Origin of the sequence: Facklamia sp. P12955 (assembly GCF_050409565.1) — a bacterium.
Taxonomy (GTDB): domain Bacteria; phylum Bacillota; class Bacilli; order Lactobacillales; family Aerococcaceae; genus Facklamia.
In genome coordinates this window covers 43,646-61,431 of record NZ_JBNUPF010000011.1, presented here as the reverse complement: position 1 = coordinate 61,431, position 17,786 = coordinate 43,646, and the positions used below count along the sequence as shown (strand labels likewise).

Annotated in this window: 13 protein-coding genes and 1 other RNA gene; 4 read left to right on the top strand and 10 right to left on the bottom strand. The window is 36.8% G+C overall.

What is annotated here, in order from left to right; genetic code table 11:
* Window positions 1-180: 180 nt before the first annotated feature.
* From ACQV2G_RS04550 to ACQV2G_RS04505, 10 genes are all read right to left on the bottom strand, one after another.
* Window positions 181-915, bottom strand: coding sequence for a glycerophosphodiester phosphodiesterase (locus ACQV2G_RS04550; RefSeq protein WP_428876241.1), 735 nt, complete (start codon window positions 913-915; stop codon window positions 181-183).
* A complete protein-coding gene (locus ACQV2G_RS04545; RefSeq protein ID WP_428873102.1) occupies window positions 915-2,048 on the bottom strand; it encodes an ABC transporter ATP-binding protein in 1,134 nt (377 codons plus the stop codon). Before ACQV2G_RS04545 ends, ACQV2G_RS04550 begins: the two co-directional genes overlap by 1 nt.
* A 13-nt stretch (window positions 2,049-2,061) precedes the next feature.
* Complete coding sequence (locus tag ACQV2G_RS04540; RefSeq protein ID WP_428873101.1) at window positions 2,062-2,934, bottom strand: carbohydrate ABC transporter permease; 873 nt, start codon at window positions 2,932-2,934, stop codon at window positions 2,062-2,064.
* Complete coding sequence (locus ACQV2G_RS04535) at window positions 2,934-3,818, bottom strand: carbohydrate ABC transporter permease (RefSeq protein WP_428876240.1); 885 nt, start codon at window positions 3,816-3,818, stop codon at window positions 2,934-2,936. Before ACQV2G_RS04535 ends, ACQV2G_RS04540 begins: the two co-directional genes overlap by 1 nt.
* Before the next feature lie 97 nt (window positions 3,819-3,915).
* A complete protein-coding gene (locus ACQV2G_RS04530) occupies window positions 3,916-5,232 on the bottom strand; it encodes an ABC transporter substrate-binding protein (RefSeq protein WP_428875056.1) in 1,317 nt (438 codons plus the stop codon).
* A 706-nt stretch (window positions 5,233-5,938) separates the two neighbouring features.
* Window positions 5,939-6,029, bottom strand: an RNA gene (ffs, locus tag ACQV2G_RS04525) — signal recognition particle sRNA small type.
* Window positions 6,030-6,146: 117 nt separating this feature from the next.
* On the bottom strand, window positions 6,147-6,671 hold the full coding sequence (gene tadA, locus ACQV2G_RS04520; RefSeq protein WP_428873098.1) for a tRNA adenosine(34) deaminase TadA: 525 nt from the start codon (window positions 6,669-6,671) through the stop codon (window positions 6,147-6,149).
* A gap of 86 nt (window positions 6,672-6,757) precedes the next feature.
* Window positions 6,758-7,108 (bottom strand): hypothetical protein, encoded by a 351-nt coding sequence (locus ACQV2G_RS04515; protein ID WP_258437020.1) that lies wholly within the window; start codon window positions 7,106-7,108, stop codon window positions 6,758-6,760.
* Between the two features lie 185 nt (window positions 7,109-7,293).
* Window positions 7,294-9,765 carry an ATP-dependent Clp protease ATP-binding subunit gene (locus ACQV2G_RS04510; RefSeq protein WP_428873097.1) on the bottom strand — a complete coding sequence of 824 codons (2,472 nt, stop codon included), beginning with the start codon at window positions 9,763-9,765 and terminating at the stop codon, window positions 7,294-7,296.
* A gap of 36 nt (window positions 9,766-9,801) precedes the next feature.
* Entirely contained in the window at window positions 9,802-10,272 is a 471-nt protein-coding gene (locus ACQV2G_RS04505; RefSeq protein ID WP_428876239.1) for a CtsR family transcriptional regulator, read from the bottom strand.
* Between the two features lie 320 nt (window positions 10,273-10,592).
* On the opposite strand from ACQV2G_RS04505, the gene ACQV2G_RS04500 reads away from it, so the two are divergent.
* The 4 genes from ACQV2G_RS04500 to opp3C all read left to right on the top strand — a co-directional run bounded on the left by ACQV2G_RS04500 (window position 10,593) and on the right by opp3C (window position 17,786).
* Entirely contained in the window at window positions 10,593-13,205 is a 2,613-nt protein-coding gene (locus tag ACQV2G_RS04500) for a vitamin B12-dependent ribonucleotide reductase (protein ID WP_428876238.1), read from the top strand.
* Window positions 13,206-13,368: 163 nt separating this feature from the next.
* Complete coding sequence (locus ACQV2G_RS04495; protein WP_428876237.1) at window positions 13,369-15,003, top strand: peptide ABC transporter substrate-binding protein; 1,635 nt, start codon at window positions 13,369-13,371, stop codon at window positions 15,001-15,003.
* A 770-nt stretch (window positions 15,004-15,773) separates the two neighbouring features.
* Entirely contained in the window at window positions 15,774-16,715 is a 942-nt protein-coding gene (locus ACQV2G_RS04490; RefSeq protein WP_428873093.1) for an ABC transporter permease, read from the top strand.
* Complete coding sequence (opp3C, locus tag ACQV2G_RS04485; RefSeq protein ID WP_428873092.1) at window positions 16,716-17,786, top strand: oligopeptide ABC transporter permease; 1,071 nt, start codon at window positions 16,716-16,718, stop codon at window positions 17,784-17,786.

The following is a 17,786-nucleotide window of genomic DNA, read 5'->3' as shown; positions in this document are numbered from 1 at the left end:
TATCTCGGGTCTTATTTTAAAGGTTATAGCAAAAATGGACTTATGATACAGCCCCATTTATTATAGAACCATTATTATACATAAAAAAGCCCTCTAAACCACTAAGAAATAGTGATTTAGAGGGCTTTGTCTACAGTCTGATTCCTTCTGTTTACCCAGAAGGATTTTTTTAGCTAGAACTTAAATTAATTCTAAAGCTCTCTCAACATAGTTGGTTATAATGCGATCCACACCCGCATCAATCATCATCTGGATATGATCAGCTTCATTGACTGTGTAAGTGTTAATTTCGATTCCCTGACGATGACATTCTTCAATATCTTCTAAGTCCAAAGTCACAAAAGCAGGATGATAATGACCGACACCATGTTCCTTACAATATTTACCAGGGTTTAATTGACCCGACGCCGTTAAAAAGCCGTATTCAATTTTACTATCCCCTGCTAGGCGCATAAAATCACGCACACTGTGGTGATTAAAAGATGAAATCAAAACACGATCTTCTAATTTAAATTCCCTGATTAATTCTAAAACTTTAGCATTAAGACCCTCATAGCGAAAAATGTTAGTTTTCAACTCGATATTAACTTTAATATCTAGAGGCTGCATCCATTCAAAAAATTCGCGCAAAGTCGGAATTTGAATGTCTCTTGCGGACTTAACTTGTGTTTCTTTGAAGTTAGCATAATAGTTATACTGACGTAATTCAATTAAGGTCATATCTTTTACATAGCCACTACCTGTTGAAGTGCGATCAATCGCTTCATCATGAATGATGACTACCTCTTGGTCTTTAGTTAAATGGACATCTAACTCAATACCTTCAATCGGAAATTTTGCCGCCTCTTTGAAAGCTAACATGGTGTTTTCAGGATATATTCCAGAATAACCGCGATGTGCAATAATTTTTACCATTATTTATCAAAATCCTCTCCCACTATTCGATTGAGTATCGACGCTTCTGTTTTCTGATCAAACAACATGATTTTATTCAAGTCCAACTGAACTTGAACTTCTTCACCAATTTTAACAGGACGTGCCGGTGAAAAACGAGCCACCAACTCCCGACTAGAAGTAGGATGATCAAAATAAACAAAAGTGTCAGAGCCTACTTGCTCAACATTTTTAGCGATAACATTCAAACCTGAGGTGTTTAAACCCTCGGCCTTATGGTGCATGTCCTCCGGGCGAATGCCAATATAAACTTCCTGGTCTTCTACTTCAACAAGCAACTGATCTTTAACTTCTTCAGCGAGCTCAAACGATTGATCAGCAATTTTAAGGTTTACTTTCCCATCTTTAATGACTAATCTACCATTGAACATATTAATCATGGGTGACCCAATAAATTCAGCAACAAACTTATTACATGGATTATAATACAAATTGGCCGGTGTGTCATATTGTTCGATACTTCCAGCATTCATCACAGCTATTCGCGTTCCCATTGTCATGGCTTCTGTTTGGTCATGGGTAACATAAACAAAGGTCGTTCCTAATTCACGATGCAACTGGGTAATTTCAGACCGCATCGATACCCGTAATTTAGCGTCTAAGTTGGATAGAGGCTCATCTAATAGAAAAACCTTAGGATTTCGCACCATAGCTCGACCTAAAGCCACTCTTTGACGTTGTCCCCCTGATAAAGCGCCTGGTTTCTTGTCAAGTAGTTCCGTTAACTGAAGCGCTTTAGCAACTTGCTCTACGCGTAATTGACGATCCTTTTTACTGATTCCATTCATCTTCATTGAAAATCCCATATTATCACGAACATTCATATGTGGATAAAGCGCGTAAGATTGGAAAACCATGGCAATGTCACGATCTTTTGGCTGTAAGTTATTAACCCTTAAATCACCAATCCAGAGTTCTCCTTCTGAAATACTCTCTAAACCAGCAATCATACGTAAAGTTGTTGACTTGCCACAGCCAGAAGGACCTACTAATACGATGAACTCTTTATCTTCAATTTCCAAATCAATATTTTTGACTGCTTTAAAGCCATCATCATAGATTTTAGCAACTTTTCTTAAACTTAATTTCGCCATAAATATTCTCTCCTTATCCTTTCACTGCTCCGGCCGTAAGTCCCTTTACCATATTCCTTGATCCAACAATAAAAATAAGCAGACTTGGAACCATACAGATCATAACCCCTGCTACCATTAAAACCAGTGACTGTGAATCCACCGAATTCAGCATGCTAATACCTATCTGAACGGTACGATTCTGATCATTATTTGTCACTAGTAAAGGCCACATATACATATTCCATCCCGATAAGAATGATTGAACAGACATAGCTCCTAAGGTTGGTTTAATCAAAGGCATCAAAATGGTTAAAACAAATCTGAAATCTGTACAACCATCTACCTTAGCAGCTTCATACACTTCATAAGGAAAGCTCTGCAAGGCTTGAACGCATAAGAAGATATTAAAGGCTGAAATAATAAAGGGTATGATTAACACGTAGAGGGAATCATTCCAACCCCAAGATGAAATCATTAAGAATTGCGAAATAATAACGGCTTCGCCTGGAATCATCATTGTCGATAGGATCAATGCATATAACAGCCCTTTACCTTTGAAGTTCAAAAAGCGAAAGGCGAAAGCAGCTAAGACAGAAGTTATTAACTGACTAAGAGTGATGGCTACTGCAACAATCATTGAATTTCTTATATAAATTCCTATCGGTGCTATTTTAAAAACATCAAGAAAGTTAGTTAATGTAGGATTTTTAGGAAACCAAACACTTTCTGGATCGTATAACTCTCCAGAAGGTTTAACGGACATCATTAGCCCGTACAATAAAGGCGAAAGAACAATCAGTAACATAACTATATTTAAAAGCAATCGTACAATACTCCATACAGTGATTGATTCGCGTCTTTTTTTAATTTTATTGTCCTTATTTTCTTTAATAAGTTCTGCCATTATGCACTCTCCTTTCCACGGATTTTAAACATGATAATGGTCAAGATCATAACGATTGAAAATAAAACAACTGACTCGGCTGAAGCATAGCCATAGCGATAATTCATAAAGGCATTTCGATAAATATCATAAACAATCACATTCGTTGCTTGACCTGGCCCACCCTTGGTTAAAATATTTATCTGTCCAAACCCTTGGAAAGCGTTAATAACGTTGGTTACAACCACGAAAAAAAGGGTTGGCTTCAATGATGGAATGGTTATATAAATAAATTTCTTAATCCCGTTTGCCCCATCAATCGAAGCTGATTCATAAAGAGAATCGTCAATGCTGGCTAAGCCAGATGAGAAATACAAAAAATTCATCCCTGAATTCAACCAGCCGGTCAAAATACCCACAACTAATAAGGCACTGCTTGGTTGAGAGAGATAATTAATATAAGTTCCCAAAATCCGGTTCACAATCCCAACCGTTGGATTTAACATCACTTGAAAAATCATGGCCATTCCAGCAGACGCAATTGCCATTGGCATAGCGTATGAAGTTGAAAAAATTTTAATTCCTGGGAATGTTTTTTGACATAAAAGTGCTGTAATAAAGCCTAATACAACGCCTACAAAAACAACTATAATAACAAATTTAAAAGATACTAAAACACTGTTCCAAAAGCTTTCACTTGCAAAAAGTTCTGTATAATTCCCCAAACCAAGATATTCTGCATTTTGTCCTAAATTATTGGTCAAAAATAAACTCCGATAAATGGTCTGAAAAAATGGCCAGAACATAAATATAGATAAGATTGTCATCGCTGGGAGTAAATAGCCATATCCTTTTACTTTTTCCCAAGTACTTCTCTTTGACTCGATGATTACAATTTCTTCCATCTTTCCACCTCTTCCCATCAAAAATCTTCCACATAAAAAATCGAGAGAACACCAATAATGAAGCTCCCTCGATTATCTATACATTTAATTCATTAAATTATTGGTTGGCTTGATTGTAGTTTTCAATCGCTTTATTGATTTGATCTGCCATAGCTTGTGCAGCTGATTTAGGATCTGTTTCACCATTAATAACTTTTTCAAGTTCATTTTCAAAAACTTGACGCGCTTCTTGAGCAACACCTGCTAAAGCCCCTTGATCATCTGCGGTCGAATCATGCAGCTGATCAATCGCTGTTTGGAATTGCGGGAATGCTTCTAAATTGTCTTTAAAGTTTTGCTCCTCGTGGGCCGCTAGGTTAACTGGGAAATATCCTGTATCAACATTCCATTGTGCTTGTGAGGCAGGAGATACTAAGAATTGAATAAAGTCCCAAGCTGCATCTTTTTTAGCCTCATCATCTGATTCAATCATCCAAAGAGAAGCGCCTCCAATGGATACGCCACCCTTATCTTCTGAGTCGATACCAGGATAATAAGCCGTACCAATTTCAAAACGCCCATCTACTTCAGTTAACAATTGACGTAAACTTGCAGTGGAACCAAAAGTAATAGCTGATTGCCCTGCAATAAATTCTGGATGTCCACCCTCACGACCTACGTTAGGCATAACACCCGCATCCACACCTTTTTTCCACATGGTTAAAATCTTTTCCATACCTCCATTTTCAATAAAGGCCACTGATTCAGGTGCTCCATCGCGTCCGTTAGCATGGTCAAAGATTTCTTTTTCCATTTTGTTAAACCATTGATCAATCCACCAACCATAGATTCCGATAGATGCTGGCATAGCGGCACCAGCTTCTTGTAATTTGGGTCCAATTTCAATTAAGTCTTCTAAGGTTGTTGGAACTTCTACGCCAGCTTTATCAAAAATATCTTTATTATAGTACATTAAAGGGGTCGAATTATTAAAAGGCATCGAGTGTAATCGATCCTCAATAGTGAAATAAGCCAATAAATTAGGCTCCAATAAATCTAAATCAAAATCTGTCTTATCTACATAATCTTGAATTGGAACCGTTAAACCTGAATCAATCATAAAGGTTGTTCCAACTTCAAATACTTGAACCACATCTGCACCCACTTCTGATCCTGAAGCAGAAGAACGTAATTTGGTTAATGTTTCGTCATAAGACCCTTGATACTGTGCATCAACTTCCACCGCATCTTGAGATTCATTATATTGATCTACTAGTTTTTGTAAAGCTTCTCCAACAGAGCCTCCCATTCCATGCCAGAATGATAATTTAACTGGCTCTGCAGCTTGAACAGTTTGACTTAAAGGTAATACACTCGTTACTGACATTGAAGCTGATAGTAATCCCACCATCAATTTCTTAATTACTTTTTTCATGGTGCTTCCTCCTTTGTTATCGATCCTTTTAAAGTGACCGTTGACAAAAATATAGCATGCTAGTATTAACTTTAAGTAAATTCATTGTAAATATTTTGTAAATTTACATGCAATTTTTTCAGAGAATAAAAAACACCTTTATAAGGTGGAAAATTACATTAAATCAAAAACGATTTTCAAGGCGCCTATAATACTAAATATACTAAAGGTAATTTCCCCCCATGCACCCATGTAGGTATGTCGCTTAGTTTCTTATGCAAAATACCCCTACAAACATTCGATATATCTTTATATTGATTAGCAAATTAATAAGTATTTATTTATATATACTTAATATCATCAACCTTTGCAACAAGTTTAAACTATATAATAATCTATTTTTTAATCAACATTAACTATATTATTAGCTTGTCTCTTAAAAGTAAAATAACACTCACCATGGTATGTACTCTCAATTATATAATCTTCTAGGAGTACTCTCTTTTAGATATAGATCCCCTCAGAAGCTTATAAAATAGACGATCAAGACAAAAAGTCGCATGAGTCACTTTCACACATTTACAACAATGTGACAGCGCTTAGATTATGTGTTGTTATGATAGCTTTTGATGACCTCATAAAAATATTCAAGAATATAAGAAGTTATCTTTTTGCTACCCTTTAAGTTTAAAAAATACTGTAAAAGCCTATCTAATAAGGAAATTAGACAAAATAAAATAGGCACATGACTTCATCACTTATAGCTGCTACCTTCCGGTCCTGACTCGGTTCGTGAATCCATCATTGCCTTTTTATAGTATAGCATGAATGGCTCCTTTTGTAAAATTCATGTTTTAGAGCTAAGGTTCATCTCTTGCCTGTGTATAAAGTTGTGCATAAGTCGTCTTTTGCACAACTTTTCTGTGGATATCCTCCTATTTCGCCTTGTCTTTCTTCTTTGCTTTTTTCTTCTGTCGCAGTTGTCTAAAGAAATTAGACATCATCTGGCTACATTCTTCTTTTAAAACCCCCTCAATAACTTCCACTTGATGATTAAAGCGTTCCTCTTGTAATAAATTCATTAAGCTGCCACTGCAACCCCCTTTAGGATCTCTGGTAGCAAAAATTACTTGTTCAAGTCTCGCTAACACAGATGCTCCAGCACACATTGGACAAGGTTCTAAAGTTACATACAATTTAGCCCCTTGAAGCCGCCATGCTTGTAGCCTTTCATTAGCTTGATTTATCGCTAATATTTCAGCGTGACCTGTAGCTTGGTGCTGACTTTCTCTAACATTAAAGCCTCTTCCAATTATTTCATCATTGTATACAACGACAGCTCCAATCGGCACCTCACCAATTGCTTCAGCTTTTTTTGCTTCCTTAATTGCTTCAAGCATCCATTTTTTATGCTGGACCTGTTGATTTGAATCCAACTCTTTAAATAATAAATTCTCCATTCACTGACTCCTATTTAAATAAAAGTATTTCAAATTAAAAAGCAACCTCCATCTATAGGTTGCTTTTGACTATATATCTGTAATTATTAAAACAGATTATGCATTTTTTCACCAGCATCATCAGCTAGTTCTTTAGCACGGTTAATAATCTGAATAAAACCTTCACTCATTTGAGACTGAGTGGCCTTAGTCTTATTAGCAATACCTACTAAAGTATTTACTTCTTCATCAGAAAGGTCATTTACGATATTCACTAAATGATCGGAGCCTTTTAATTGATGCTTAACATAAGCTTTGACTTTCTCACGGTTAATCATGCCTCTTACACGTTCATTAGCATCATCATCTAAATATGCATAAAGAATAACGCCTGTAACGGCTGCAACAATTGCTGTACCAGCGATGATATTGGTCAATCTGTTCTTTTTATTCAACATAATATATTCCACCTCTTTATTAATTTCTTTTTACTTCATATAAACCTTATCACTAAACGTATAAAATAGATAGTAAAATGCTTTCAGCTTTTGATAGACTATCAATTATTATAATCAAAAAATAGTAGCTGAATAAGCTAGGCTTACTCGGCTACTATTCTAGATAAGATCATCGATTTTTCCAGCTATTTTGATCGGTTGTTAATCCGAATGGATCCTGAGCGACCACCAATTGTTATTTTATCTCCTAAAGCAATATCTCCATTCAAGAGCATCTCACTTAATTCATCTTCAATTTGTTTTTGAATAGCTCGGCGGATTGGACGCGCTCCATATTCTGGATCAAATCCTGCTTCCGCTATAATATCGATTGCTGTATCAGTTATACGCGCATTAATTTCTAATTCATCTAATCGTTTAACAATCTCATTGGTTTGAAGTTTAACAATTTCTTTAATATGTTCTTTATCCAATGAGTGAAAGACAATCGTTTCGTCGATACGGTTTAAAAATTCTGGACGGAAAGCACGTTTTAACTCTTCTAAGATACGCTTTTCCATCGCTTTAAAGTCATCAGCAAAGCTAACCGCACTGAAGCCAACTGACTTCTCGTCGCGAAGAGCAGTAGCACCGATATTAGATGTCATGATAATAATTGTATTTCTAAAGTCGACCCGACGACCCTTACCATCTGTTAAATGACCGTCATCAAAAACCTGTAATAAGATATTAAAGACATCTGGATGCGCCTTCTCAATTTCATCTAGTAGAATCACTGAATATGGTTTTTGGCGAACTTTTTCAGTTAATTGTCCAGACTCGTCATAACCGACATATCCTGGAGGAGAACCGACTAAACGAGAAACGGCGTGTTTTTCCATATACTCAGACATATCAACACGAATCATATTATCTTGTGAACCAAACATGGAGTTAGCTAAGGTTTTGGCTAATTCTGTTTTTCCAACACCAGTCGGTCCTAAGAATAAGAAGGAGCCAATTGGTCTTTGTGGACTCTTCAAGCCTGAACGAGCACGCCGAATAGCACGCGCTACTGAAGAAACGGCTGAATCTTGTCCTATTACGCGTTCATGCAACTCAGCTTCTAAATGAACTAAACGTTTAGCTTCCGCTACATCCATTTGATAGATTGGCACACCTGTTGCCAGTGCTGTTACTTCAGCTACATGTTCAGCGGTTACTTTTGGATAACTTAATTCTTTTTGTTCATTTTTTTTCTTGGCTTTTTTGTTAGCCTTCTCAATAACTTTTTCTAAATCTTGCTCTTCTTTTCGAATATCGGCAGCTAATTCAAAATTGCGGTCGAGAATGGCTTGTTCTTTACGATTCGCTAGGTTTTTTTGTTGCAATTCTAGCTCTGCTAAATTATCAGTTTGCTTGCCTTCTTCGATTCTTACTTTAGCCGATGCTTCATCGATTAAATCAACCGCCTTATCAGGTAACTTACGCTCATTCATATAGCGTGAGGACAATTTGACTGCCGCTTCAATCGCTTCATCACTTATCTCCACATGATGATGCTGTTCATATTTAGACCTTAGTCCAGTTATAATTTGAATAGACTCAGCTTGAGAAGGCTCTTCAATCACAATTTTAGAAAAACGACGTTCTAAGGCAGAGTCTTTTTCAATATGCTTTTGATATTCATCGAAGGTTGTAGCTCCCACTGTTTGAATTTCTCCCCTTGCTAAAGCCGGTTTAAGAATGTTGGCAGCATCAATTGCTCCTTCGGCTCCTCCAGCTCCAATAAGTGTGTGGAGTTCATCTATAAAAAGAATTACTTTACCATCTTGAGATATTTCTTCGATTATCTTCTTCATTCGTTCTTCAAATTCGCCTCGATATTTAGTCCCTGCAACTAAAGCAGCTGTATCTAACATCATTAGACGTTTCTCAGCAATTTCACTTGGTACTTTCCCTGTCACCATTGCTTGAGCCAGCCCTTCAGCAATCGCTGTTTTTCCAACGCCCGGTTCTCCTACAAGAACAGGGTTGTTTTTCGTTCTGCGAGAAATAATTTGAATCATACGACGAATTTCTTTTTCGCGACCGATAACCGGATCTAATTTACCTTCGCGTGCCAATTGTGTTAGATCTCTTGAAACTCCATCCAAAGTAGCAGTATTAGATTGAGTATTCGTGTTTTGTTGACGTCGCCCTCTTTTACTTTGACTATCTGAACGCTTCTGCTGATTAATTCCAATTTCCTCGAATATTCCTTTACGTAATTCTGCCAGATTAATTCCTATATTTTTCAATAATACCGTAGCGAGTATTTCTTCTTTCAGTAAGCCTAAAAGTAAATGCTCTGTCCCTACTTTTGGAGCGCCAAGACGTTTAGCATCACTAGAGGCATTCATTATTACTTTTTTGGCGCGTGGGGAATAAGGAATGACCACTTCACCACGTCTACCTGCTTTTAAGCTTTTTCCATGAATCATTTCTAATTCATCTACAAGCACAGCATATTCTGCCCCATAATCTCTTAAGACTTTACCGGCAATTCCATTTTCTTCACGAGCTAATCCTAACAAAATATGTTCTGTACCAACTGCTTGATGGTGGAAAACATAGGCATGCTCAGCTGCAAACATCATAGCCTGGCGTGCACTTTCTGTAAATAATTCTTCAAACATTTATTTCACCTCTATTTAATAATCCTCGACTGAGAGCTAACTAGTTAATTCATAGCGTAATTGATGGAGAAAAGTTTTTAACAACATGGCTCGAGCCACTTGATCTTGATTTGAAATCGCATGAAGGACAGATTTTTCAATCACTGATAAAATAAGTCTTCCTTCCCTTTGTGTGATTATTTCTCTTTCAATCAACGTTTCAATAATATTCACACCATTTCGATGTGAAATTTGATTGCCAATTAATTCTAACATTGAAGCAACTTCATCTGCATCCGAGGTCAATTGAGTTTTTAAAATACGGATATAACCGCCGCCCCCTCGTTTACTTTCAACCAGATAACCATGCTCTTGAGTAAATCGTGTATTAATAACATAGTTGATCTGTGAAGGGACACAGTCAAATTGATCAGCAATATCGCTGCGCTTTATCTCTACATGTTCTGCGTTTTGCAAGAAGGATTTAAGATAAGCTTCAATTATATCGGACATATTTTTTCTGGACAAATTCAACCCTCCTTCAAGCTAATTTTGTTTAACATTGACTTTCTTTGACCATTATACACAATCTTTTTATTTTTGAAAAGCTATTTGTTTGGACTTGTCTCTTAATCACGATTAAGTAGTCATAGGTATAATTTCATTCAATGTTTGTGTTTTTAAGATTGAAATTTTGTTTTTTAGCAAGTATACTAAACTACAGAACTTAATAAACACAATATATTGGGCTTTATTTTATCTTTATATCCTATATATTGTGTTTCTTGCTATGTTTGTTAGAATATTCAAAATGTATCGAAGATCTTAATAGAGAGGCTGAACTGATTATGGAAACGAATACTTTAATTCCAAAGACTGTCGAATGGAACCGTCAAGATCTTAATGAGGCTATCAAACATTTCCCTCAAGTAACTCCTGTTACATCGGAAATGAAAATCACTCACTCTGGTGTCTCACGAATGGTTATGTTAGACAGGTATTCTTTTAAAGACACCGCTAAGAAAACTCTAAAAGCTGGCGATTTAGTAGTCTTAACTGTAAAGCCTGATCCATCCTATCCTGCAAGAGGTATTGGTATTGTGCAAGAACTTGATTGGGAAAAAGGTCAAGCTCTTGTTTTATTAGAAGAAGAATACCGTGGTAATCTTGAAAACGAAAAAGAGCGCCTTAGTGGCTTAATCTTGCGAAGCATTGACAGTTTAGATAAGCCTTTAGAAATATATTATGAACAAATCGCCCACCGTAATGCAGTCGGTTTAGCTGAAATTGAAAGTACAAAAGAAAAACAAGAAAGCTCTTTTGAAGCTTTTTATAATCAGCTTTCTAATTTAAACTTTGTCCCGGCTGGTCGTGTCCTATATGGAGCAGGCTCACAAACGGATGTTACTTATTTTAATTGCTACGTTATGCCGTTTGTCCCTGATTCTCGCGAGGGAATCGCTGAACACCGCAAAGAAGTAATGGAAATCATGTCGCGCGGTGGCGGTGTAGGAACTAACGGCTCCACTCTAAGACCTCGAAATACTCTGGCAAGAGGAGTAAACGGTAAGTCCTCGGGTTCTGTTTCTTGGTTAAACGATATTGCTCAATTAACTCACCTTGTTGAGCAAGGTGGCTCGCGCCGGGGTGCACAAATGATTATGTTAGCAGATTGGCATCCAGATATTATTGAATTTATCATTTCTAAAATGCAAAACCCCCGCGTTCTACGTTATTTAATTGAACAAACAGAAGATGAATTAATTCAAAAGCTAGCACAGGAAAAACTTAAATTTGTTCCACTCACTCCTAATGACCAAGTAATGCATGAAACAATTGCTTCCTATCAAAATAAAGAGGATTTTGGTGGCTTTAATGTAGATATCATTGAGCATTCTAGAGCTGTTTTACGTGATAAGGGTGCTTATGAAGTCCACAATGAAGACTTTTTAACAGGAGCAAATATCTCAGTAACTATCACTTCGGAATTTATGGAAGCGGTAGAGCAAAACCTAGATTGGGACTTACGTTTCCCTGATGTCGAACATTATAATAAAGAAGAAATGCATGCTTATAATACTCAATGGCATCAAGTAGGAGATGTACGTGATTGGGAAGAGATGGGTTATGCAGTCAGAACATACCGAAGTATTCCCGCTCGTGAACTATGGAAATTGATTAATATTTGTGCCACCTATTCAGCAGAGCCTGGTATTTTCTTTATTGATAATGCTAATAAGGATACCAATGCTAAAGCCTATGGCCAAAAAGTCGTAGCCACTAACCCTTGTGGTGAGCAACCTTTAGCTCCATATTCTGTATGTAATTTAGCAGCTATAAACTTAGCAAATATGGCTAATAAAGATGAACACACGGTTAATTTTGAAAAATTGAAAGAAACGGTTCGTGTTGGTGTGCGTATGCAAGATAACGTTATCGATGCTACCCCTTATTTCTTAGCAGCCAATCGTCATCAAGCTTTAGGAGAGCGCCGAATCGGTTTAGGTGTTATGGGTCTAGCTGACTTATTGATCTATACTAATCAACGTTATGGTTCTGCTTCAGGTAATCAATTGATTGATAAAGTCTTCCAAACGATTGCGATCACTGCTTATGAAACTTCGATTGAATTAGCCAAAGAAAAGGGAAGTTTCCCCTTCCTAATAGGTTCAACCGATGAAGAAACGAAACAATTGCGTCAAAACTTTATTTCAACAGGTTATATGCAGAAATTACCTAAGCACATTCATCAGGGTATTTTAGAACATGGCATTAGAAACTCTCACTTACTAACAGTCGCTCCTACTGGATCAACCGGTACGATGGTTGGAGTAGCTACGGGTCTTGAGCCTTATTTTGCCTTTAAATATTATCGCTCTGGACGTTTAGGTAAGTTTATTGAAGTAAACGCTGGAATTGTTCAAGAATATTTAGGGCGTCATCCAGAAGCAGATGCTGATCACTTACCAGAAACTTTTGTTTCAGCCATGGAATTAAAGCCAGAAGAACACGTCGATGTTCAAACAACTATCCAGCGATGGGTAGACTCATCCATCTCTAAAACAGTGAATGCCCCCAAAGGTTATACTGTTCAACAAGTCGAAGAAATATATGAACGTTTATACAGTGGGGGAGCTAAAGGCGGAACCGTTTATGTTGATGGTTCAAGAGATTCTCAAGTTCTTACTCTCAAAGCAGAGGAAAATGAAAAAGATCAAAATATTGCTCTTTTTGAGGTTGAAGATCAAGAAATACGTGTTGTCGATGAAGTTGAAGAATTGCGTCAGTTAGTTGATTTAGCTGAGAAAGATCATTATACCCAAAGCGGTCATACTGATGATGTGGTCTACGGTTCAGAAGTAGGAGATACTTGTCCAATTTGTCGTAAAGGAATCGTTGAAGATATTGGGGGTTGTAACACTTGTACAAATTGTAATGCTCAGTTACGATGTGGTCTCTAAGTATTTAAATTTGCTTGCACAAATGTAATCTCTAATTGATAAACCTTATCTTAATCTTGAGATAAGGTTTATCAATTTCTCTTTTAATCGACCCCCCAATCTTATTTTGTGAGTTTTTCACTTATCTATGTTATATTAAAGAAAAATTAAAAAGGAGCGGCTTATGAAAAATAAACTATTCAAATTTATAACGATTTCTATCGCAGTTACTGGTCTTCTCATAGGAAATCTTGCGCCGATATCAGCTCAAGAAATAGATCCCAATGTCGAACAAAAATTATCTATTATGTCGATTGGAGAACTAGCAACTCTAGACGCTATGCTTTATAATGATACCCCATCTTCAGATATGATCGGACAAATTTTTGAAGGACTTTACCGTGTTTCAACTGGTAGTGAAGTCGAATTGGGGCAAGCTGAAAATGTCGATATCTCTGAAGACGGTTTAACCTATACTTTCACCTTAAGAGATGGTTTAACTTGGTCTAATGGTGACCCTGTTACAGCTAACGATTATGTCTTTACTTATCAAAGATTAGTCGATCCGAATAACGCCAATACCTCTTCTTCTGTTGAAGTGTTTAAAAACGCTAGCAAAGTTCGTAATGGTGAAGCTGAACTTTCTGATTTAGGAGTGACTGCTCCTGATGAGAAAACTTTGGTAATTGAGTTAGAATATCCAGCTCCATATCTACCAAAATTACTCACAGGTTCTCGTTTTATGCCAGTTAACCAAAAGGTTGTTGAAGAAAAAGGTCAAGCTTATGGAACAAGCGCAGACAGTATTGCTATGAATGGTCCTTTCCTCATTGAAGGATGGGAAGGAACCAGTTTAGAATGGAAATTGATTAAAAACCCAAATTACTGGGATGCTGAAAAGGTCTTTTTAGAAGAAGTCCTAGTGTCTGTTGTTAAGGAAACAGGAACCGGAGCTGACTTATTTGACGCCGGCGAACTAGACTATACTATCTTGAATGATCAATTTGTAGGACAATACAATGGCGCTGATTTCTTCAACCAGATTCCTAAAGCAACTGTCGGACACCTACAGTTCAATGCCACCAAAGAACCAACCAATAATATTGCTTTGCGTAGGGCCATTATTCAAGCGATTGATAAAGACACTTATACCCAGTCAGTCATTCAAGATGGGTCAACTTCTTTAAACGGTTTCGTTCCTTCAGGATTTGATGTAAATGATGAAGGCGTGGATTACCGTGAAGAAGCGGGTGAAATGCTTACATTCGATATTGAGGCAGCTCAAAAAGATTGGGAAACAGCTCAAAAAGAATTAGGACAAGATAATATTGAGTTACAATTACTAATTTCTGACTCAGATTTAGCTAGTCGTACAGCTGAGTATATTCAAGCTCAATTAATGCAAAATCTTCCCGGATTAACGATTACAATTCGTTCTGTCCCTCTACAAAATCGTTTAGAATTACAAAGATCACTTGATTTCGATATCTTCTATGGAACTTGGGCTCCAGACTATCAAGATGCGATCAACTTTGTAGAACAAATGGAATCAGACGGAGGCATCAACTTTGGTCAATACTCCAATGAGAAAGTGGATCAATTAATTGATCAAGCCAGAAACGAGTTTGCCAATGACCCAGAAAAACGTCGTCAAGCTCTTATTGAAGCAGAAAAGATTGCCGTCGCTGATGAAGCTTCTCAGTCTTCATTCTATCAAGCATCTACTACCTACTTATTGGATACTAACGTAAAAGGCTTCGAAGTTTTACCATTTGGTCGAACAATCAATTTAAGAACTGCATATCGAACTGCAGAGTAAATCTATAATAAATGAAACTCTAAACTTTCTTTATTAAAATAATTAGGCTACCTAGCTGTGGAAGATCCACTACCAGGTAGCCTAATTTTCGGTATTTATCATCCGTTCAATAGATACCAACCTGCTCAACTTCCGTTAGGAATCTCTTTTTTAAGAATAGCTAATATTATCTAACATACCATGTGATTGAATCACAAGCATCTCTCTTGGCTCAAGATTTACCACAAATAATGCCTGCTTCCCTTCAATTTCAGCTTTAGGATATTCTCCTTCTTGCTAAAGTATTACGTTCAAAGTCGTCAAAGGTCACTAACTTATCCGATTGTTTAATAGCTTCTACTCAACGAATTCTAGCTATCGGATATCTGTTCTATCTAAATCTTTGAGACAAATCGCTTTCTTAATATCACCCATGTGTCACTCCCTTAAAATTAATCATTCCTTAATTATTTATGGTTCGAATAACAAATTTATTTAGTTTAAAAGCTTTAATTATTATTGGACTTTATCCATTTATCAAGTATTATACAAGCTAGATCATTAAACAGCCATGTAGTATTATTAGCTAGAACTATTAATAGTCTGCCAATATTCTACTAAAGCTTTAAATTTTAATGGCTTTCCATTATAAATTTTTGACTCTATCAGCTCATGAAGTGGATAATTCTTACTTAATTGTATTAAAATAAAAGATAATATAAGCAATAATGGCATGATTGACACAAAAGGGTTTATACTGTTTAACTTTAAAATACGAAAGGTGGATAACCATGAATTCCTACACAAAATTTATAATCCGGCGTGTTTTTTATATGTTAATTACGCTTTGGATTATTATTTCCGTTACCTTTTTCCTCTTACAGTTCTTACCTGGTTCCCCTTTTGCCAATCAAGATCTTTTAACCGAGACCCAACTTCAACTTTTAAATGAAAAATATGGTCTCAACCAACCTTTACTTGTTCGCTATTTTTCCTACTTAGCAAATATATTAAAAGGGGATTTAGGGGTCTCCTTTCAATATAATAACTTACCTGTTACTAAAATTATTTTAGATCGAGCCGGCCCCTCTATGATTTTAGGAGCTCAAGCCATGGGTTTTGGTGTGGTAATTGGAACTATCTTAGGAATGATTGCAGCTGTTAAACAAAACACTTGGATCGATACCTTCACCTCCGTTTTTGCTATTGGCGGAAGATCTGTTCCCAACTTTGTTTATGCTGTGGTCCTTCAATTTCTGTTTGCTGTTTGGCTAGATTGGCTACCAATTGCTTTCTGGCGTGACGGCTATGCCTCAACTATTCTTCCAAGTCTTGCTTTAGCCATTTCACCTATGGCAGAGTCTGCGCGTTTCGTTCGAACTGAGATGATTGAAGTGCTTCACTCTGACTATATTGAATTAGCAACCGCTAAAGGCTTTTCAAAATTTTATATAGTTACTAAGCATGCGCTGCGTAATGCGATTATACCTCTATTAACAATAGTAGGACCCATGACAGCAGCTGCCATGACCGGCTCACTGGTAATTGAACAAATTTTTTCAATTCCTGGAATTGGTGAGCAGTTTACCAAGTCAATTTTAGTGAATGACTACCCAACCATTATGGGAATTACAATTATGTATTCTGTCTTATTAGTTGTTATTATTTTAATCGTCGATATTCTATACGGCTTTATAGATCCTAGAATGCGACAAGTTGAAGGAGGTGGCTAGATGCCAATCGAAAATTCTTTAAATACGGCGAATAATGCTTCAACAAAACACACAGCGGATATAGATCCAAAGCTCTTTCAACCGAAAATTTCTATCCAAAGTGAAGACAACGAAAAAATTGAAGCCCCTTCACTGAACTTTCTACAAGATTCATGGCGGAGATTAAAAAAGAATAAAGGTGCTATGATTTCACTCTTTTTCGTTATTTTAATTCTACTTCTTGCTATTTTAGCCCCATGGATTGCACCCGCTTCACCGTTCCAACAAAATCCAGCTCAAGCAAACCTCCCTCCTAAAATACCAGGTTTAGAAGATTTTTCATGGTTTAGTGGTAAAAGTGTCAACCGAGGTGGTGCTTTGACTGATGCCTATCAAAATGCCAATGTGGCTGAGGGAACCTACTACTATCTTGGAACAGATGGTTTAGGTCGTGACCTCCTCTCACGTATTTTATATGGAACTCGAATTTCACTTTTAGTCGCATTTATTGCTGTTCTAATCAATGTCATTATCGGTGTAACCTATGGCATGATATCTGGTTGGCTAGGCGGTAAGGTAGATACACTGATGCAAAGAATACTGGAAATTATTTCAGGTGTTCCCAATTTAGTAATCGTTGTTCTGATGCTTTTAGTATTGCAGCCCGGTTTACTATCTATTATTATTACGATTGCTCTCACCTCTTGGATATCAATGTCCCGGGTGGTAAGAGCGCAAACACTTCGTTTAAAACAACAAGAATATGTCTTAGCTGCTAAGGTATTAGGCCAATCGACTGGCAAGATTCTATTAAAACATATCCTTCCCAATATGTTAGGAATTATTATTGTCCAAATGATGTTTGCTATACCATCTGCCATCTTCTTTGAAGCTTTTTTAAGTTTCATCGGGATTGGAATCCCTGCACCCAACGCTTCCTTAGGAACTTTATTGAGTGAAGGTTACAAGACTTTTCGCTTTTTACCCCATTTAATGTGGTATCCAGCAGCTGTTATCTCATTAATCATGTTGTCCTTTAACTTATTAGCAGATGGACTGCGTGATGCTTTTGATCCCAAAATGAAAGAGTAG

What these genes read in the sequence shown, in the direction of transcription:
- ACQV2G_RS04550 (WP_428876241.1), bottom strand. Translation starts at nt 915, where the DNA reads ATGGTAAAAATTATTGCACATCGCGGTTATTCTGGAATATATCCTGAA.
- ACQV2G_RS04545 (WP_428873102.1), bottom strand. Translation starts at nt 2,048, where the DNA reads ATGGCGAAATTAAGTTTAAGAAAAGTTGCTAAAATCTATGATGATGGC.
- ACQV2G_RS04540 (WP_428873101.1), bottom strand. Translation starts at nt 2,934, where the DNA reads ATGGCAGAACTTATTAAAGAAAATAAGGACAATAAAATTAAAAAAAGA.
- ACQV2G_RS04535 (WP_428876240.1), bottom strand. Translation starts at nt 3,818, where the DNA reads ATGGAAGAAATTGTAATCATCGAGTCAAAGAGAAGTACTTGGGAAAAA.
- ACQV2G_RS04530 (WP_428875056.1), bottom strand. Translation starts at nt 5,232, where the DNA reads ATGAAAAAAGTAATTAAGAAATTGATGGTGGGATTACTATCAGCTTCA.
- tadA (WP_428873098.1), bottom strand. Translation starts at nt 6,671, where the DNA reads ATGGAGAATTTATTATTTAAAGAGTTGGATTCAAATCAACAGGTCCAG.
- ACQV2G_RS04515 (WP_258437020.1), bottom strand. Translation starts at nt 7,108, where the DNA reads ATGTTGAATAAAAAGAACAGATTGACCAATATCATCGCTGGTACAGCA.
- ACQV2G_RS04510 (WP_428873097.1), bottom strand. Translation starts at nt 9,765, where the DNA reads ATGTTTGAAGAATTATTTACAGAAAGTGCACGCCAGGCTATGATGTTT.
- ACQV2G_RS04500 (WP_428876238.1), top strand. Translation starts at nt 10,593, where the DNA reads ATGGAAACGAATACTTTAATTCCAAAGACTGTCGAATGGAACCGTCAA.
- ACQV2G_RS04495 (WP_428876237.1), top strand. Translation starts at nt 13,369, where the DNA reads ATGAAAAATAAACTATTCAAATTTATAACGATTTCTATCGCAGTTACT.
- ACQV2G_RS04490 (WP_428873093.1), top strand. Translation starts at nt 15,774, where the DNA reads ATGAATTCCTACACAAAATTTATAATCCGGCGTGTTTTTTATATGTTA.
- opp3C (WP_428873092.1), top strand. Translation starts at nt 16,716, where the DNA reads ATGCCAATCGAAAATTCTTTAAATACGGCGAATAATGCTTCAACAAAA.